Origin of the sequence: Enterobacter sp. V87_3 (assembly GCF_029967835.1) — a bacterium.
Taxonomy (GTDB): domain Bacteria; phylum Pseudomonadota; class Gammaproteobacteria; order Enterobacterales; family Enterobacteriaceae; genus Enterobacter; species Enterobacter cancerogenus.
In genome coordinates this window covers 92110-111669 of the sequence record NZ_JASCAM010000029.1, presented here as the reverse complement: position 1 = coordinate 111669, position 19560 = coordinate 92110, and the positions used below count along the sequence as shown (strand labels likewise).

General features: G+C 57.8%; 14 protein-coding genes. 7 read left to right on the top strand and 7 right to left on the bottom strand.

Annotated features, from left to right (window positions below; genetic code table 11):
* Window positions 1-41: 41 nt before the first annotated feature.
* The gene (fsa, locus tag QLG21_RS18015) at window positions 42-704 is read right to left on the bottom strand and encodes a fructose-6-phosphate aldolase (protein ID WP_006174242.1); all 663 of its coding nucleotides are present in this window, start codon (window positions 702-704) and stop codon (window positions 42-44) included.
* A 126-nt stretch (window positions 705-830) separates the two neighbouring features.
* Here fsa and QLG21_RS18010 point away from each other — a divergent pair, with 126 nt between their 5' ends.
* The 4 genes from QLG21_RS18010 to QLG21_RS17995 all read left to right on the top strand — a co-directional run bounded on the left by QLG21_RS18010 (window position 831) and on the right by QLG21_RS17995 (window position 6605).
* The gene (locus QLG21_RS18010) at window positions 831-1730 is read left to right on the top strand and encodes a glycyl-radical enzyme activating protein (RefSeq protein ID WP_282484911.1); all 900 of its coding nucleotides are present in this window, start codon (window positions 831-833) and stop codon (window positions 1728-1730) included.
* A 4-nt stretch (window positions 1731-1734) separates the two neighbouring features.
* Window positions 1735-4167, top strand: a complete 2433-nt coding sequence (locus QLG21_RS18005; protein WP_282484910.1) for a formate C-acetyltransferase/glycerol dehydratase family glycyl radical enzyme — start codon at window positions 1735-1737, stop codon at window positions 4165-4167.
* A 216-nt stretch (window positions 4168-4383) separates the two neighbouring features.
* Window positions 4384-5199 carry a Cof-type HAD-IIB family hydrolase gene (locus tag QLG21_RS18000; RefSeq protein ID WP_042321105.1) on the top strand — a complete coding sequence of 272 codons (816 nt, stop codon included), beginning with the start codon at window positions 4384-4386 and terminating at the stop codon, window positions 5197-5199.
* 149 nt (window positions 5200-5348) lie between these two features.
* Window positions 5349-6605 (top strand): DUF1479 domain-containing protein, encoded by a 1257-nt coding sequence (locus QLG21_RS17995; RefSeq protein ID WP_137848999.1) that lies wholly within the window; start codon window positions 5349-5351, stop codon window positions 6603-6605.
* Here QLG21_RS17995 and QLG21_RS17990 read toward each other — a convergent pair.
* Window positions 6602-7675: a LacI family DNA-binding transcriptional regulator gene (locus QLG21_RS17990; protein ID WP_137849000.1), complete on the bottom strand. Its 1074-nt coding sequence runs from the start codon at window positions 7673-7675 to the stop codon at window positions 6602-6604. The genes QLG21_RS17995 and QLG21_RS17990 overlap by 4 nt on opposite strands.
* Before the next feature lie 289 nt (window positions 7676-7964).
* Here QLG21_RS17990 and QLG21_RS17985 point away from each other — a divergent pair, with 289 nt between their 5' ends.
* A complete protein-coding gene (locus QLG21_RS17985) occupies window positions 7965-9266 on the top strand; it encodes an MFS transporter (RefSeq protein WP_137849001.1) in 1302 nt (433 codons plus the stop codon).
* 17 nt (window positions 9267-9283) lie between these two features.
* Window positions 9284-11647 (top strand): glycoside hydrolase family 31 protein, encoded by a 2364-nt coding sequence (locus QLG21_RS17980; RefSeq protein WP_137849002.1) that lies wholly within the window; start codon window positions 9284-9286, stop codon window positions 11645-11647.
* A 90-nt stretch (window positions 11648-11737) separates the two neighbouring features.
* On the opposite strand, the gene QLG21_RS17975 is transcribed toward QLG21_RS17980, so the two are convergent.
* A complete protein-coding gene (locus QLG21_RS17975; RefSeq protein WP_137849003.1) occupies window positions 11738-13333 on the bottom strand; it encodes an ABC-F family ATPase in 1596 nt (531 codons plus the stop codon).
* A gap of 222 nt (window positions 13334-13555) precedes the next feature.
* Here QLG21_RS17975 and ldtB point away from each other — a divergent pair, with 222 nt between their 5' ends.
* Window positions 13556-14476 (top strand): L,D-transpeptidase, encoded by a 921-nt coding sequence (ldtB, locus tag QLG21_RS17970; protein ID WP_137849004.1) that lies wholly within the window; start codon window positions 13556-13558, stop codon window positions 14474-14476.
* A gap of 43 nt (window positions 14477-14519) precedes the next feature.
* Here the strand turns inward: ldtB and QLG21_RS17965 are convergent, their stop codons facing one another.
* From QLG21_RS17965 to QLG21_RS17950, 4 genes are all read right to left on the bottom strand, one after another.
* Complete coding sequence (locus QLG21_RS17965; protein WP_006177325.1) at window positions 14520-15236, bottom strand: GntR family transcriptional regulator; 717 nt, start codon at window positions 15234-15236, stop codon at window positions 14520-14522.
* Window positions 15237-15252: 16 nt separating this feature from the next.
* A complete protein-coding gene (locus QLG21_RS17960) occupies window positions 15253-16575 on the bottom strand; it encodes a PTS transporter subunit EIIC (RefSeq protein ID WP_042321090.1) in 1323 nt (440 codons plus the stop codon).
* A gap of 51 nt (window positions 16576-16626) precedes the next feature.
* Complete coding sequence (locus QLG21_RS17955; protein ID WP_042321087.1) at window positions 16627-18003, bottom strand: glycoside hydrolase family 1 protein; 1377 nt, start codon at window positions 18001-18003, stop codon at window positions 16627-16629.
* Between the two features lie 183 nt (window positions 18004-18186).
* On the bottom strand, window positions 18187-19557 hold the full coding sequence (locus QLG21_RS17950; RefSeq protein WP_282484909.1) for an efflux transporter outer membrane subunit: 1371 nt from the start codon (window positions 19555-19557) through the stop codon (window positions 18187-18189).
* Window positions 19558-19560: the final 3 nt, after the last annotated feature.

The window sequence follows — 19560 nt, the reverse complement described above, 5'->3', positions numbered from 1 at the left end:
TCGTGGGAGAGGGCCGGGGTGAGGGCATCAGCCCGCACATTTCAAATCGACGTCCGCCCAAACGCGCCCTGCCAGTCCTGCTCAAACTTCACAATCGCCGCATCCACAGCCGGTGAAGTAATAAACTGCTGCGCCACGTCCAGCGGCAGGGTGATGGATTCACAGCCCGCCAGCAGGCAATCCAGCGCCTGACGCGGGGTTTTGAAACTCGCAGCCAGCACTTTTGACTGCGGGGCATGCAGGGTCAGCAGCTGTTGCAGCTCAATCACGGTCTGGATCCCGTCCCCGCCCTGCGCGTCCACGCGGTTCACGTAAGGTGCCACATACTCCGCCCCCGCCAGTGCAGACAACATCCCCTGCGCCGCGCCATACACCGCCGTCCCCAGCACAGGAATACCTTCCGCTTTCAGCAGCTTGATGGCGGCCAGCCCCTCTGCCGTCACCGGCACTTTGACCACCAGGTCGTGAACAATCGCGCGCAGCTTACGCGCGTCCTCTACCATGCCGTCGGCCGTCGTCGCCATCACCTGCGCAAACAGACGCCCCTTCCCGCCCAGCGCGTCGTGCAGGTCCGGCAGCAGCACGTCCAGCGGCGTTTTGCCTGCGGCAACGATGCTCGGGTTGGTGGTCACCCCCGCCAGCGGGAAGATACGCGCCAGTTTACGCACTGCCGCAACGTCAGATGTGTCGAGATAAAGTTCCATGATGTCACCCTCAAAATTAGCCTGTACCTAACCTATCACGATAAAACCTGCTCAGGAGTTGACCTGCATCAAGATAACTTTCATTCGAAAGTCATTTAATCTTCATATGCAACCTGAGGGCTAAAAATGATCTTCAATATTCAGCGTTACTCTACCCATGATGGCCCCGGAATTCGAACCGTGGTGTTCCTGAAAGGCTGCTCGCTGGGCTGCCGCTGGTGTCAGAACCCGGAAAGCCGCTCCCGCACCCGCGACGTGCTGTTTGATGCGCGTCTGTGCCTGGACGGTTGCGACCTGTGTCAGCAGTCCGCGCCGGGCATTATCGAGCGTGCGCTGAACGGGCTGGTCATCCATCGGGAAAGGCTGAATGCAGAGACGCTCGACGCCCTCACCGACTGTTGCCCGACGCAGGCGCTCACCGTCTGCGGAGACACGCAGCCGGTAGCGGAGATCATGGCTACCGTCCTGCGCGATAAACCCTTTTACGACCGTAGCGGCGGCGGCATTACCCTCTCCGGCGGCGAACCCTTCATGAACCCGACGCTGGCCCACGATCTGTTTAAAGCCAGCCACGAGCAGGGCATTCATACCGCCGTAGAAACCTGCCTGCATGTCCCCTGGCACTCTATTGCACCCTCACTGCCGTATGTCGATCTGTTCCTGGCCGACCTGAAGCACGTCGATGGCGACGTGTTCAAACAGTGGACCGACGGCTCTGCAAAACGGATCCTGGATAATCTCCGGCGTCTGGCGGCGGCTGGAAAAAGTATCACCATCCGCGTGCCGCTGATTCAGGGCTTTAATGCCGATGAAGCGTCCATTACCGCCATCACCAACTTCGCCGCCGACGAACTCAACGTCCGCGACATTCATTTTCTGCCGTATCACACGCTGGGCATGAACAAATACACCCTGCTCGGTCAACCTTACTCTGCCCCTGACAAACCGCTGGATAACCCTGCCCTGCTGGACTTTGCACAGCAGTATGCCTGCCACAAAGGGTTAACCGCGACCTTACGAGGATAAACTTATGAAGACCCTGAATCTCACCACCCTCAGCGAGCGAATTAAAGCGCACAAAACCGCCCTGGTGCATATTGTTAAGCCGCCGGTCTGCACCGAGCGCGCGCAGCACTACACCGAAATGTACCAGCAGCACATGGACAAACCGATCCCGGTGCGTCGTGCCCTGGCGCTGGCGCACCATCTGGCGCAGCGTACTATCTGGATCAAACACGACGAGCTGATCGTCGGTAACCAGGCGAGCGAAGTCCGCGCCGCGCCGATTTTCCCGGAATATACCGTTTCGTGGATTGAAAAAGAGATCGACGATCTGGCCGACCGCCCCGGCGCAGGCTTTGCGGTCAGCGAAGAGAACAAACGCGTGCTGCATGACATCTGCCCATGGTGGCGCGGCCAGACGGTACAGGACCGCTGCTACGGCATGTTCACCGACGAGCAGAAAGGCCTGCTGGAGACCGGCATTATCAAAGCCGAAGGCAACATGACCTCCGGTGACGCGCACCTGGCAGTGAACTTCCCGCTGCTGCTGGAGAAAGGCCTCGACGGCCTGCGCGCCAAAGTGGCCGAGCGCCGCTCGCGCATCAACCTGACGGTGCTGGACGATCTGCACGGCGACCAGTTCCTCAAGGCGATCGATATCGTGCTGGACGCCGTCAGCCTGCACATTGAACGCTTCGCCGCGCTGGCCCGCGATATGGCCTCGACAGAGACGCGTGCAAGCCGCCGCGACGAACTGCTGGCAATAGCGGAAAACTGTGACGTGATTGCCCACCAGCCGCCAGCCACCTTCTGGCAGGCGCTGCAGCTGTGCTACTTCATCCAGCTAATCCTGCAGATTGAGTCCAACGGGCACTCGGTGTCGTTTGCCCGCATGGACCAGTATCTCTATCCGTTCTACCGCCGCGACGTGGAGCTGAACCAGAGTCTTGACCGCGAGCACGCGATTGAGTTGCTGCACAGCTGCTGGCTGAAGCTGCTGGAGGTGAACAAAATCCGCTCCGGCTCGCACTCCAAAGCTTCGGCGGGTAGCCCGCTGTACCAGAACGTCACCATCGGCGGGCAGACGCTGGTTAACGGCGAGCCGATGGACGCGGTAAACCCGCTCTCTTACGCTATTCTCGAATCCTGCGGCCGCCTGCGCTCAACCCAGCCAAACCTGAGCGTGCGTTACCATGCGGGCATGAGCAACGACTTCCTCGACGCCTGCGTGCAGGTGATCCGCTGCGGCTTCGGGATGCCGGCGTTTAACAACGATGAAATCGTTATTCCGGAATTCATCAAGCTCGGCGTCGAGAAAGACGATGCCTACGACTATGCGGCGATTGGCTGTATTGAAACCGCCGTCGGCGGCAAGTGGGGCTATCGCTGTACCGGCATGAGCTTTATCAACTTTGCCCGCGTGATGCTCGCCGCGCTGGAAGGTGGCCGCGACGCCACCAGCGGTAAGGTATTCCTGCCGCAGGAGAAAGCGTTCTCTGCCGGCAACTTCGATAACTTCGAGGAGGTGATGGCGGCGTGGGATACCCAGATCCGTTACTACACCCGTAAATCCATCGAGATTGAGTACGTGGTGGACACCATGCTGGAAGAGAACGTCCACGACATTCTCTGCTCCGCGCTGGTGGACGATTGCATCGAGCGCGCGAAAAGCATCAAACAGGGCGGCGCGAAGTATGACTGGGTATCCGGCCTGCAGGTGGGCATTGCTAACCTCGGCAACAGCCTGGCCGCAGTGAAGAAACTGGTGTTCGAGCAGGGCACCATCGGCCAGCAGCAGCTCGCCGCCGCTCTGGCGGATGACTTCGACGGGCTGACGCACGAACAGCTGCGTCAGCGTCTGATCAACGGCGCGCCGAAGTATGGCAACGACGATGACAGCGTGGACATGCTGCTGACCCGGGCTTATCAGACCTACATTGAAGAGCTGAAGCAGTACCACAACCCGCGCTATGGACGCGGCCCGATTGGCGGTAATTACTACGCCGGGACATCGTCTATCTCCGCCAACGTGCCGTTTGGTGCCGCAACCATGGCCACGCCGGACGGACGTAAGGCGCATACGCCGCTGGCGGAAGGGGCAAGCCCGGCCTCCGGCACGGACCACCTCGGCCCGACGGCGGTGATTGGCTCCGTGGGCAAACTGCCGACCGAAGCGATCCTTGGCGGCGTGCTGCTCAACCAGAAGCTGAACCCGTCGACGCTTGAAAACGACAGCGATCGCCAGAAGCTGATGGTGCTGCTGCGCACCTTCTTCGAGGTGCACAAGGGCTGGCATATCCAGTACAACATCGTGTCGCGCGACACGCTGCTGGAAGCGAAGAAACACCCGGACCAGTACCGCGATCTGGTGGTGCGCGTCGCAGGGTATTCGGCGTTCTTCACCGCCCTTTCCCCGGATGCGCAGGACGATATCATTGCGCGTACCGAGCACACGTTGTAACGCGTTATCCCCTCTCCCTTGAGGGAGAGGGTTAGGGTGAGGGGGAAATGCGCTCGCAGATGCCCTCACCCCGGCCCTCTCCCACGGGGAGAGGGAGAAACCACTCAGCGGCAGCCTCGGTTGCCGTTTTGTTTTACTTTCATTCGAAATTAAATTTGTGCTCCCCGTCACCTTGTTATTAGAATGTTTCAAAACGAAGTGACTCTGGAGCACAGTATGACCGTAAAAGTTATCGTCACCGATATGGACGGTACTTTCCTGGATGACGCCAAGCAGTACGACCGCGACCGCTTTCAGGCACAATTCGAACAGCTTAAGGCCCGTGATATTGAATTTGTTGTTGCCAGCGGCAACCAGTACTACCAGCTAATCTCCTTCTTCCCGGAGCTGAAAAATCAGATCTCCTTTGTGGCGGAGAACGGTGCGCTGGTGTTCGATCATGGCGAACAGATTTTCCACGGCGAGCTGACCCGCCACGAGGCGCAAATCGTCATCGGCGAACTGCTGAAAGATAAAGGGCTGAACTTTGTCGCCTGCGGGCTGGAAAGCGCCTACGTGAGCGATCGCGCCCCCGAGGCGTTTGTGGCGCTGATGTCAAAGCACTACCATCGTCTGAAGCGCATCGGCGACTACCGTGAAATCGACGACGTGCTGTTCAAGTTCTCCCTCAACCTGCCGGACAGCGATATCCCGAATCTTGTCGACAAACTGCACGTGTCACTTGACGGCATCATGAAACCCGTCACCAGCGGTTTCGGGTTCGTCGATTTGATCATTCCCGGCCTGCATAAAGCCAACGGCATCAGCCGCCTGCTGAAGCGCTGGAAAATCTCCCCGCAGGCGTGCGTGGGTATCGGCGACAGCGGCAACGACGCGGAAATGCTGAAGCTGGTGAAGTACTCCTTTGCCATGGGCAACGCGGCTGAAAGCATCAAGGACATTAGCCGCTACAGCACCGACGATAACAACCATCAGGGCGCGCTGAACGTTATTCAGGCCGTGCTCGACGCTCACTCCCCGTTCGACATCTGATCCTTCTCCTGCCGGGGCATCGCTCCGGCACCGCACGCGTTTCCCATCCTGTGGCACAGGTCAAGTTTTTAAACTTGCATTAACTTATTTTTAACTTAAAGTATCACTTGTAGATAACTTTACTTTCGAATGAAAGATGCGAGGCAGTAATGACGTTTACCAGTGAAATTTTGCCTGCGGATCACAAAGCGGCGATTCGTCAGTTGAAACGCGAGTTACGCGCACAGATCGGTGACGTTCAGGCGGTGTTCGACAAGCTCAGCGACAAGATTGCCACCCGCGTGGCGGAAATTAACGCGCTGAAGAATAAAGGCGAAAGCGTCTGGCCGGTGATCCCGTTTGCGGATGTCAAAAACGGCACGATAACTGCGGAACAGCGCGACGCGGTAAAGCGTCGCGGCTGTGCGGTGATCAAAGGTCATTTCCCGCGCGAGCAGGCGCTGGCGTGGGATAAGTCGATGCTCGATTACCTCGATCTCAACCACTTTGACGAGGTGTATAAAGGGCCGGGCGATAACTTCTTCGGGACCCTGACGGCCTCTCGCCCGGAGATTTACCCGATCTACTGGTCGCAGGCGCAAATGCAGGCGCGCCAGAGCGAGGAGATGGCCCAGGTACAGTCGTTCCTGAACCGTTTATGGACATTCGAGAGCAACGGCAAACGGTGGTTCGACCCGGACGTTAGCGTAATTTATCCGGACCGCATTCGCCGCCGCCCGCCGGGAACCACCTCGAAAGGATTGGGCGCACACACCGATTCCGGCGCGCTGGAACGCTGGCTGCTTCCGGCCTATCAGCAGGTCTTCGCGCGGGTGTTTGACGGCAACGTCGATCAATACGATCCGTGGAACGCCGCGCACCGTACCGAGGTGGAAGAATACACCGTGGATAACACCACCAAATGTTCAGTGTTCCGCACCTTCCAGGGCTGGACGGCGCTGTCGGACATGATCCCCGGTCAGGGTCTGCTGCACGTGGTGCCGATCCCGGAAGCGATGGCCTATATTCTGCTGCGTCCGCTGCTGGACGATGTCCCTGAGGACGAACTGTGCGGCGTCGCGCCGGGACGCGTACTGCCGGTTTCAGAGAAGTGGCACCCGCTGCTTATCGAGGCGCTGACCAGCATTCCGGCGCTGGAAGCCGGAGATTCCGTCTGGTGGCACTGCGACGTGATCCACTCCGTTGCACCGGTTGAAAACCAGCAGGGCTGGGGCAACGTGATGTATATCCCCGCCGCGCCGATGTGCGAGAAAAACCTCGCCTACGCGAAGAAGGTCAAAGCCGCGCTCGACACCGGCGCGTCGCCGGGCGATTTCCCGCGCGAGGATTACGAACAGACGTGGCAGGATCGCTTTACCCTGGACGACCTGAACATCCACGGCAAACGGGCGCTGGGCATGGCCTAGTCGTCGTACAGCCCTTCCCGCTCGACGGCGGTGCGTCGCTTGCCCTGACGTATCCGCCGTACCGACTCCCTTACCGTCAGCGTGCCGTTGAGCAATAGCGTGCCGACCGGGGCGTCCGGGCGCATCAACCGCTGCTGGAGCATGTGCACCGCCTCCACGCCCAGCTCATCGCGCGGGACGTGGACTGCGGTTAACGGCACGTCCTGAATCGCCGCCAGATTAAAGCCGTCGATGCTCATCACCGAAACATCCTGCGGAACCCGCAGCCCGTGATTTTGCAGCGCACTGATGGCACCCGCCGCCATAAAATCGCCGCCTACCAGAAACGCCGTGGGCAGCTCTTTTCCCTGCCGCTGCCCGAGCCATTCGCTGAACGCGCGCTCGGTCTCTTTGGCACTGAAGCTTTGCACCTCCAGCAGATCGCGTTTGTCGTCGAAGCTCAGATTATGCGTGCGCCACGCATCGCGGATCCCCGACAGACGCAGCTCCATGGTATAGCGCCGCAGACAGAGCACGGTCATCACCTCACGATGCCCCATCTCGAACAGGTACTCCGCCGCTCTTTCGCCAATCGCACGGTGATCCGGCGCAACGGCAGGCAAGCGCGTATGCCGGTCACGGCAGTTGATAAGCATGCACGGTTTGCCCACGTCGACCGCCAGATCGTGAATGTGCGGATCGTCGATACCCAGCAGGATCGCCGCCTGGGTATCCGGCTCGTTCATGCGCGTCAGAAACAGCTGAGCGTCGCCGTCGTTTTCCTCCAGCGCGCAGTAGCGCAGACGCACCTCGTGCGAGGCCAGCCCTTTGCTGATGCTCTGGATCACGCGGTAGTAAAAGATATCGGACCGCTCGTCGAACGCCCGCTGGGGGGCAAAAATCACCAGGCTATTGAGCAGCAGACGGCCCGCTGCCAGACCGTCCATCACGCCCAGCTCCCGCGCGCAGGCCAGCACTTTCGCCCGCGCACGTTCGCTGGTGTTGGCTTTGCCCGCCAGCACGCGCGAAACGGTGCTGATCGAGAGCTGCGTGCGCTCAGCGATTTGAGTGATTTTTAACCTTTTATCCATTTTGTGATCTGGCTCCGGTTGTGTCATGAAAATTTTTTCATATCGCCGCCAATGCTCAATAACTTAGCTTCACAGGCCACGAACGATCAATCACAAAGGATCATGAAAAGTTTTGCATAAAATCCCCTGTTGTCCAGCAACTTTCTCCCCTACTGTGCAGTTATCACACAAAACGCATCGAATTGGTATAACAGGTTTAATCCATAAAACCGTTACCATTCAGCGAAATATAAAAAAGTGTGTGACAACTTACTTTCTCTATCCTGCCGTCCGTCTTGTGGAGATCAAAATGAGTCAGGACATCAATACACCCCTTGCGGCAAGCAAAACCCGCCGCGTGATTAAGAACCTGCGCTGGTACGTTCTGGTCCTGTTTTTACTGGGCGTGACCGTTAACTACATCACCCGTAACTCGCTGGGGATCCTCGCGCCCGAGCTAAAAGAGAGCCTGGGGATCACCACCGAACAGTACTCCTGGATCGTCGGGGCGTTCCAGATTGCCTACACCCTTTTTCAGCCCCTGTGTGGCTGGCTGATTGACGTTATCGGCCTGAAGATTGGCTTTATGGTGTGCGCCGGTCTGTGGGCGCTGATGTGTATTTTTCATGCCGGGGCCGGAAGCTGGCTGCATCTGGCGATCCTGCGCTTCTTTATGGGCGCCTCAGAAGCGGCCGCCACCCCCGCGAACGCCAAAACCATTGGCGAATGGTTCCCGAAATCGGAACGTCCTGTCGCGGCTGGCTGGGCGGGCGTGGGCTTCTCGGTCGGCGCAATGCTGGCCCCGCCCATCATCTACTTTGCCCATGCCTCGTTCGGCTGGCAGGGCGCGTTTATGTTTACCGGCGTGCTGGCGCTGCTGTGGGTGATTTTATGGTGGGCGTTCTACCACAACCCGGAGCAGCACCCGAACCTCAGCAGCGAGGAGCTGGCGTTTATCAAACAGGATAACGAGCCACCGCCGGTCACACTCCCCTTCCTCACCGCACTGAAAACCGTGTCGAAGAACAAACGCTTTTACGGTATCGCCATTCCGGCCTTTATGGCCGAGCCTGCCTGGGCGGTACTGAGCTTCTGGGTGCCACTGTACCTCGCCAAACAGCACGGGATGGACCTGAAGCAGATTGCGATGTTCGCCTGGCTCCCCTTCCTGGCAGCAGATCTCGGCAGCGTGGCGAGCGGTTACCTTACCCGGCTGTACACCCGCCTGTTTGGCTGCTCACGCGTGAACGCCGTGGTCGCAAGCTCCGTAACCGGCGCATTCCTGATGATCTCGCTCGCCGTCGTGGCGATAACCCGTGACCCGTATATCACCATCGCGCTGATCTCCATCGGCGGCTTCGGGCACCAGATTATCTCCTGCATGCTGAGCGCACTGGTCGTGGAGTCGTTCGACAAAGGCCAGATGGCGACCGTCAACGGCATGCGCGGCTCGGCGGCGTGGATCGCCAGCTTCCTGTTCTCACTTTTGATTGGGGTGACCGCCGACAAAATTGGCTTTAACCCGCTGTTCATTGCCATGGGTTTCTTTGACCTGATTGGCGCTGTTTTCCTGGTGGCATTTATTGCTGAACGTCGCGCCACGCGCGCCTGATAGTGGATGTATTGCATATGAAAACCCTGAAAAACTGGACCGTCGATACGCAGTCGGCGAACCATCTGGAACTGCTGGTCGATAATCAGCACCGCCTGTGCCTGTACGTGCTGGAAGAGAACCTGTTCCGCGTGCTGATTAAACGCAAAGGCGAGCTGGCGCTGGACCGCACCTGGAGCATCGCGCCGGAGAAAGACGTACCGTGGGAAGGCCGCCACCGCGACGATCTGAGCGGCTTCACCTGCCCCTGCTGGACGCTTTCGCAGCAAGACGGTGTGCTGACGATGGCCACCGACAAACTGCGCGTCACCGTGCACCAGCCGCTGTGGCTGGAGTGGCATTACCGCAGTGACGACGGCCAATGGAACCCACTGGTCAGTGACCGTCCGACCAGCGCCTACCTGCTTAACGCGCACGGCGACGGCGTGGCGCACTACCTGACCCGCCGCAAGGACGAGCGCTTCTACGGGCTGGGAGAAAAAGCGGGCGATCTGCAGCGCAACGGTAAACGCTACGAGATGCGCAACCTCGACGCGATGGGCTATAACGCCGTCAGCACCGACCCGCTGTACAAGCATATTCCGTTCACCCTTACCCGCCGCGACGACGTAAGTTACGGCCTGTTTTACGACAACCTGAGCAGCTGCTGGCTGGATCTGGGCAACGAGATCGACAACTACCACACCGCCTACCGCCGCTGGCAGGCGGAAGCAGGCGATATCGATTACTACATTTTCACCGGTAAGCGGGTGCTGGACGTCACCAAAGCCTTTGTGCGTCTGACCGGTAAAACGCTGTTTGGCCCGAAATGGAGCCTGGGCTACAGCGGGTCAACCATGCACTACACCGACGCGCCGGACGCGCAAAACCAACTGATGAACTTTATCCGCCTGTGTGAGGAGCACGCTATTCCGTGCGACTCGTTCCAGCTTTCGTCCGGGTATACCTCGATCAACGGCAAGCGCTACGTCTTTAACTGGAACCATGACAAAGTGCCGCAGCCGAAGGTGATGAGCCAGGCGTTCCATGACGCCGGGTTAAAACTGGCCGCCAACATCAAGCCGTGCCTGCTGCAGGATCATCCGCGCTATAACGAGGTGGCGGAAAGAGGCCTGTTCATTCGTGATTCAGAAACCGATGCACCAGAACGTTCCAGCTTCTGGGATGATGAAGGCTCGCACCTCGACTTCACCAACCCGCAGACGGTGCAGTGGTGGCAGAACGGCGTCACCACGCAGCTGCTGGAGATGGGCATCGATTCCACCTGGAACGACAACAACGAGTATGAAGTGTGGGACGGAGAAGCGCGGTGTCATGGCTTTGGCAACGACATTGCCATCAAACACATTCGCCCTGTGATGCCGCTACTGATGATGCGCGCCTCGCTGGAAGCGCAGCAGCGCTTTGCCCCGGAAAAACGCCCGTATCTGATCTCCCGCTCCGGCTGCGCCGGGATGCAACGCTACGTCCAGACCTGGAGCGGCGATAACCGCACCAACTGGGACACACTGCGCTATAACATCCGCATGGGGCTGGGCATGAGTTTATCCGGACTGTTTAACGTCGGTCACGACGTGGGCGGCTTCTCCGGCGATAAGCCCGATGCCGAACTGTTCGTACGCTGGGTGCAGAACGGCGTGATGCATCCGCGTTTTACCATCCACTCATGGAATGACGATTGCACCGTTAACGAGCCGTGGATGTATCCGGGCGTCACGCCTGCCATTCGCGGCGCGATTGAGCTGCGCTACCGCCTGCTGCCGTATCTCTATACCCTGCTGTGGCAGGCGCATGCGGACGACGAGCCGATGCTGCGCCCGACCTTTCTCGACCACGAACACGATCCGCAGACCTTTGAAGAGTGCGATGATTTCCTGCTCGGTCGTGACCTGCTGGTGGCAAGCGTTGTCGACGCCGGTCAGCGCGAGCGCCGCGTCTGGCTGCCGGATAACGTAACCGGCTGGTATGACTATTACACCCACGAGTGGTTCTCTGGCGGCCAGTGGATCGTCCGCGACGCGCCGCTGGAAACCCTGCCGCTGCTGGTACGCGCCGGGGCCGGTCTGCCGCTGAGCGAGCGCATTACCCACGTGAGTGCTGAAAAAGACGATACCCGCGAGCTGAAGCTGTTCCCGGTGAAAGGCGTGGGTACCACGTCGGGCCTGCTGTTTGAGGACGACGGCGAGAGCTGGGGCTACCAGCAGGGCAATGCGCTGTGGGTTGAGTGGCAGATGGTGTGCGACGGGGCGAGCATTCATCTGAATATCGCGGCACGCGGCGACTATCGTCCGGCGTGGAAGGTGCTGAAGGTGTCGTTACCGGCGGGGGAAAAACGTACGCTGCGGGTGAATGGTGTTGAAGGGGGTGAGTGGGAGGTGTAGTGCGGCCTGATACCCTCACCCTAACCCTCTCCCACGGGGAGAGGGAACAGAATGTAGGCCGGGTAAGGCGAAGCCGCCACCCGGCTTTTTTTAGCCGTCGATACCTTTGCTACGCAGGTAATCTTCGTAGTTACCGGTGAAGTCCACCACGCGCTCTGGCGTAATCTCAATCACGCGGGTCGCCAGGGAGCTCACGAACTCACGGTCGTGAGAGACGAAGATCAGCGTACCCTGATACATCTCCAGCGCCATGTTCAGCGATTCGATAGATTCCATGTCCAGGTGGTTGGTAGGTTCATCCATCACCAGGATATTCGGTTTTTCCATCATCAGTTTGCCGAACAGCATGCGGCCTTTTTCACCACCGGAGAGCACTTTGGCAGGCTTTTTGATGTCGTCCTGGCTGAACAGCAGACGCCCCAGAATACTGCGCACCGCCTGCTCGTCATCGCCTTCCTGCTTCCACTGGCTCATCCAGTCGAAGACCGTCAGGTCGTTTTCGAACTCGTACTCGTGGTCCTGCGCGTAGTAACCGATCTGCGCGTTTTCGGACCACTTCACGGTACCGTTGTCCGGCTGCAGTTCGCCCACCAGCGTTTTCAGCAGGGTGGATTTACCCACGCCGTTGGCACCGAGGATGGCAATCTTCTCGCCCACTTCCAGCAGCAGGTTGAAGTTTTTAAACAGCGGACCGCTTTCAAAACCTTTTGCCAGGGCTTCCACTTCCAGCGCATTACGGAACAGTTTCTTGTCCTGCTCGAAGCGGATGAACGGGTTCTGACGGCTTGACGCTTTGACTTCGTCGAGCTTGATCTTGTCAATCTGACGGGCACGCGAGGTTGCCTGACGCGATTTTGAGGCGTTGGCGCTAAAGCGGCTGACGAAGGACTGCAGGTCAGCGATCTGCGCTTTCTTCTTGGCGTTATCAGCCAGCAGACGTTCACGCGCCTGGGTTGCCGCGGTCATGTATTCGTCGTAGTTGCCCGGGTAAACGCGCAGCTCGCCGTAATCCAGATCCGCCATGTGGGTACAAACCATGTTCAGGAAGTGACGGTCGTGCGAGATGATGATCATGGTGCTGTCGCGGTCGTTCAGCGTCTGCTCCAGCCAGCGAATGGTATCGATGTCCAGGTTGTTCGTCGGTTCATCGAGCAGCAGGATGTCAGGATTTGAGAACAGCGCCTGCGCCAGCAGCACACGCAGCTTCCAGCCCGGCGCGACTTCGCTCATCGGGCCGTAGTGCTGTTCAACCGGAATACCGACGCCCAGCAGCAGCTCGCCCGCGCGCGCTTCGGCTGAGTAGCCGTCCATTTCACCGTACAGCACTTCGAGATCGGCCACTTTATAGCCGTCTTCTTCGCTCATTTCGGCCAGGGCGTAGATGCGATCGCGCTCCTGCTTCACTTCCCACAGCTCTCCGTGTCCCATGATCACCGTGTCGAGCACGGTGAACTCTTCGAAGGCGAACTGGTCCTGACGCAGCTTACCGATACGCTCGTTAGGATCGAGCGACACGTTGCCGAGCGTCGGCTCCAAATCACCGCCGAGGATCTTCATAAAGGTGGATTTTCCGCTACCGTTGGCACCAATCAGGCCGTAACGGTTGCCGCCGCCAAATTTGACGGAAATATTTTCGAACAGCGGCTTACTGCCAAACTGCATAGTGACGTTGCTGGTAACTAACACGGAGAGATTCCTGCGAAAAGTGTGATAAACGCGGCATTATGCCACAATTCCGAATTGAGATCCCGTGTTGCAGCAATGCACTAAACTTTAACAAATTCGAAAAAAATGTGATTTCGTACACATCTGAATTCCCAGTGAGCAGGAATGCACATATAATGCGCTCCCATCACAGATTCAGACTTATCAACTCATCGCCGGAATGGCTTAGATACCTCGCAAAACATGAACATGAAATTAACAACGCTTTTTGCGGCAGCGTTAGCCGTCGTAGGTTTTTGCAAAACCGCCTCTGCGGTGACTTATCCCTTGCCGACAGACGGAAGCCGTCTGGTAGGTCAAAACCAGGTTGTCACCGTTGAAGAGGGCAACACCCAGCCGCTGGAATACTACGCTGCGCAATACCAGCTTGGTCTGTCTAACATGCTGGAAGCCAACCCGGGCGTCGACCCGTACCTGCCAAAAGCGGGCACCGTACTGAACATTCCTCAGCAGCTGATCCTGCCTGATACCGTTCATGAAGGCATCGTGATCAACAGCGCGGAAATGCGTCTGTACTACTACCCGAAAGGCACCAACACCGTGATCGTGCTGCCAATCGGTATCGGCCAGCTCGGTAAAGACACCCCGCTGAACTGGACCACCAAAGTTGAGCGTAAGAAAGCCGGCCCAACCTGGACGCCAACCGCCAAAATGCACGCGGAATACATCGCTGCCGGTGAGCCGCTGCCAGCCGTCGTCCCTGCCGGCCCGGATAACCCGATGGGTCTGTATGCGCTGTATATTGGCCGTCTGTACGCTATCCACGGTACCAACGCTAACTTCGGTATCGGCCTGCGCGTCAGCCACGGCTGCGTGCGTCTGCGTAACGACGACATCAAATTCCTGTTCGACAACGTGCCGGTGGGTACGCGCGTGCAGTTCATTAATGAACCGGTGAAAGCGACGTCGGAGCCAGACGGCAGCCGTTACATTGAGGTGCACAACCCGCTCTCCACCAGCGAAGACCAGATCAACAACAACGAAATCGTGCCAATTACCCTGACCAGCGCGGTACAGGCCGTGACCTCTCAGGCCGATGTGGACACGACCGTTGTCGATCAGGCGATCCAGAACCGTTCCGGTATGCCGGTGCGTCTGAACTGATAGCAACACGCATAAAAAAGCGGGCCTCGAGGCCCGCTTTTTTTTATCCGTTATTGACGATAACAATCCCGCCGTGGTCGTACCGATAGTGGCAGTGGGCGTACTCCAGCGGCGTACCGTCTTCAAGATAGATCACCTGCTCTACCTCCAGCACAGGGTCGGTTTGCTCGCAGACCAGGTGCTGCATATCCAGTTCGTTGGGCTTCAACGCCCGCACCACCCGATACGACCCCATGATTTTCAGCCCGAGCGTCTCCTGCACATACTGGAACACCGAACTTTCAAGATGGCTCTTGTTTAACCCCGGCACCAGGTTCAGCGGCATGACCGTGGAATCCAGCGACATCGGCTCGCCGTTCAGCAGACGCAGGCGGATAAAATCATAGACCGGCGCATCGCCGTTAATCATCAGCGAGGCCTGCTCTTTCTCGTTGGGGAAGCGCAGTTCAAAATGCACCACCTGGCTGCTCACCGTGCCAAGGTGTGCCCAGGTTTTGGTTGCGCCAAAGTAGTCGCTGCCAGAGAGATCCCACTGCGAAAGCTGGAGGAAGTTTTTGCGGATAAACGTCCCCTGCCCCTGACGGGTGTAGACCAGCCCTTCGACAATCAGCTGGCGCATCGCCTGCTGAATGGTCATCCGGCTGGTGCTGAACTCCGCCGCCAGCGCGAACTGGTCCGGCAGCGGTTCATTGGCGGCGTACTGCTGGCTGATAATGCGTTTCTTGATTTCCCGCGCTATGGTGATGTACTTCGCCGCCATCGTCCTGTCCTTCTGTTTAGTTTTCTATCCCGCTGTTTTTCAACGCCACTCTCTCGGCTATTTTGAGGAAAGGCAGGTAGAAGAATACACCAAATGTCATGATTGCCAACTGCACGACCACGGCACGCCAGTCCCCCGCTGTTGCCAGCCAGGCGCTGAGGATCGGCGGCGTGGTCCAGGGGATCATCACCACGCAGCGCGACATCAACCCCAGGGTGGTGCAGAGCCAGGCGAAATAGATGCCGATGGCGGGCAGAAGAACAAACGGGATCATCAGCGGCAGGTTAAAGACAATCGGCAGGCCGAAGATAACCGGCTCGTTGATATTAAACAGGCCGGGCGCCAGAGACAGACGGGCCACCTGCTTCGCCGATTTTTGCCGCGAGAAGATGAAAATGGCGATCAGCAGCGAAATGGTGCTGCCCGTACCGCCGATCATGCCAAAGGTCGGGACAAAGATGTTGTTGATGATATGCGGGATCGGCTGACCGTTAGCAAAGGCCAGCATGTTCTCGTTAGTGTTAATCAGCAGGAACGGTTCCAGAATCACGCTGTTGACCACCGACTGGTGAATACCCAGCGTGAAGAGGAAGTTGCCGAAGCTGTAGATAAAAATCGTCCCCGGCAGGCTGGTGTTAATCAGGCGCAGCGGCTGCTGGATAAAGGTGGTAATGAGGTGGATCAGATCCGTGTGCAGGACATTCGCCAGCACGGCGGCCAGCACGGCAAACAGAGAGAGCGTAATGATCGTCGGGATCAGCGCGGTAAAGGATTTGCTCACCGCAGGTGGGACATTTTCCCCCAGAGAAATGTGCAGCGCCTTAAGGCGCGAAATGGCGATAAAGATTTCCGTCGACAGCAGGCCAATCAGCACCCCGGCGAAAATCCCGGTGCTGCCAATATTGCCAAACGACAGTACCTGGGTAACGTTGACCGCCGTCTGGCTGCCTGCAGGCGTGAGCGAGAGCTGCATCGGCATCATGATGATAAAGCTGCTGACGGCGATAACCACTGCCGAGACCGGATTGTCGAAATCTTTGTTACGCGCCAGCGCCCAGGCAATCATCGGGGCCAGCAGCAGCGCGGCGATATTCAGCGTACCGTTGATTATCGCCTCGCCCCACACCTTGAACTGCGCCAACGTGTCGCCTTCAAAGATCCACGGAAACACCACGTTATTCACCAGCACCGCCAGCCCGGCGAGGATGAAAATCGGCATCACCGTGGCGAAGGCATCGCGCAACGAGCGCAGGTGCACCTGGTTTGCCAGGCGCGCCGAGAACTCTACAAATTTGTCGACAAAAGACTGCATATGCGGTGTTATTTTTGCTTCAGACATAGCGGATATTTTCCATCAATCAGTCACAAAAACGGCCTGGCAGCGTACGGCTTACATCTCGCGTCCGTTGGTATGGATGACCTGTTTCAGCCACGCGTAGCTTTTCTTCGGCACGCGCTTGAGGTCTTTCAGGTCGTGGTTTTCACGGTTGACATACACCACGCCGTAGCGTTTGCGCATATCGCCCTGCGAGCTGAGGATGTCAATTAACCCCCAGCCGAGATAGCCCATCACCTCGGCGCCATCCTCAAACATCGCCGCCTTCATCGCCTCGATGTGCGCCCGGTGATAGTCGATGCGATACGTGTCCTCAATCGGGTTCACGCCGTCCCAGGACTCAATGACGCCAATGCCGTTTTCAATCGGGAACACCGGCATGCGCCAGTCGTTGGCGTAGCGGGTGATGATGGTGCGAAAGCCCATAGGGTCGATCTGCCAGTTCCATTCCGTTGCCTTGAGATATGGGTTGTTCTTTTCACCGTGCTGCAGGTAATAGTTAACCGGCGTACCTTCCGGGATCGCGTCGCTGTCCAGCGTTTTACTGGCGTAATAGCTGAAGGCCATAAAATCGTTTTTGGTGCGGGCGAACAGCGCCAGATCCTCGGCGCGGTAGATATCGCCAAAGCCCTGCTGCTCCACTACCGCCATCACCGCCGGGCTGTAGCCCTGGCCGGCAAAGACACGCAGCAGGTTCTGGTTGAGGAATTCGTCGTACTGCTGGGCGCAGAAGATATCGCGCGGCTTGCAGGTTGCGGGGTAGATCAGCTGGTGCGCCAGCATGCCGCCCATCAGCTGGCCTGGCCGGGACTGGTGCAGATACTCGGTCAGCGCCATGTGCGCCACCATGGTGTGATGCTGCACTTCGTACAGCTCGCGCAGGGTTTCCTCCCCTTTCATATAGCCGGAGATGCGGAAGGCTATCGGCATGTGGAAAATATTCTGCTCGTTAAAGGTCAGCCAGTACTTCACCCGGTCGCCGTAGCAGTCGATCATCTTTTTGCCGTAGCGGATAAACGCCTCCACGACGCGACGATCGTTAAATCCGTTGTACTCCTGCGCCAGCGCCAGCGGCATATCGAAGTGGTAGAGGCAGACCATCGGCTCAATGCCGCGGGCGATCAAATCATCGATAAAGCGGTCGTAAAAGGCGATACCCTCGTCGTTAAAGTCGCCGTCACCCTGCGGGCAGACGCGGCTCCAGGAGATCTGAAAGCGGTAGCAGTTCATGCCCAGATCCTGCATCAAATCAAAGTCTTCCCGGTAACGGTGGTAAGAGTCGGTCGCCACTTTCCAGTCAGAGATATTTTCACCGGCTTCGCGAATGTCGTACACCGACATCCCCTTTCCGCCCTCGTTCCATGCCCCTTCCGTCTGCATGCTCGACACCGAGTTGCCCCACAAGAAGTTTGCTGGCAGTGATTGATTCATGGTCGCCTCCTATATGACTAGTCATTTAAATGATATGACTAGTCATATAGCCGGAGATGAAATTTCGATCAAAGGGGAGGAACGATTTTTGTGAGATGGGTTTGAATAATGACGAGGGATGCCTTGCGAACTGCGCCGTGGCAGCAAGTCCTTTTGCTGCCAGACGTAATGAGTCTGCGCACTTCAGGGGAAAGATACCGAACCGCCGAACTCCATATAGATTTTTGCCAGATTAGTTAACTGGTTAAAGCGATTTTCATACAGTGCCAGTTCGGCCTGACGGCGTTTCTCCTGAGCATCAAGCCAGAAAGAAATTCGCACCGCGCCCTGGCGGTAGCGAACTTCGTTTAGCCTCTCTGATTTTTTCGCCAGTTCCAGGCCTTCACGTAGAAGCGTCTCCTGTTCCAGGAGTTGATGACGCAAAGCAAGCGCATCTTCTATGCTACTCATCGCCTTGTAAAGTTCCTGTTTAAACTCCAGAACCCGTTGCTCGTAGTCGTTGCGGGCAATCTTCACGTCCATGCCCCTTTCTCTCCATTCCAGGAACGGAAGGGTCAGGTTTGCTCCAACAGAGCCTACAGGATTTTCCAGGAAGGCCATAAGGCTGCTGCTGCTGGTGCCAAGCGAGCCGGTCAGACTAAACGCTGGATAAAATGCAGTACGCTGGACATCAACGGTGGCCAATGCTTCCCGTACCCGCCACTCTTTAGCGCTGATATCGGGTCGATGCCGCAGCACGTTGACCGGGATCTTTCCACTGACCTGCGGCAGTGGTCCCACTGGTAACGCTTTCGGTTCGACTATCGCGCTGCCCGGCGCGGTTCCAAGCAAAACGGCTTGCTGATTGAGCGCCTGTAAACGTTCATTCTTCAACGCCGCCAGCCTGTTTTCCTGCGAAAGCACGCCCTGCTGAGCATCCACAACATCCAGAGAGGAGGCACCACCCGCGGCATAACGCGCGTTAGCCAGGCGCAGCGTCTCTTTTGCATAGTCGATGCTTTGTTGCAGGACAGACAGCTGCTGGTTAATAAAGCCTAAGCGCCAGTAATTATTACTGGCATTTGAAAGCAGCGTCAGTCGGGCAGAACGCAGATCCTCTTCCGAGGCAAAACGTGCCCACGCCTTCGCATCGCGCTGCCGCGCTATTTTGCCCCACAGATCCAGCTCATAGCTGGTATTAATACTGGCAACGCTGCCCCTGCTCCAGTTGGCTGAGCTGTTCAGCTGTTTTTTACCGTCAAGCGCGAGCGAACCTTTGAGTCCCGGATCGTTTGCGATGCCAATCCGCTCTTCGTCCAGGCGGGCGCGATACACACGCAATACCGCTCCCGCGACATCGTTATTGCGCACCATCACCTGCCGCAGCCAGCCGTCGAGGTCTGGATCATTAAAGGCCTGCCAGTCGAACGGCATCCTCTCCTCCGCAGCATCCGCCTGATACCAGTTGGCAGGGTACTTCACCTCAGGAGGCTGATAGTCGCTTTTCAGAGAGTCGGCGCAGCCAGCACTAAGCAGGACAGTAAGGCATACCGTTAAAGGGGATAATATTTTCATGGG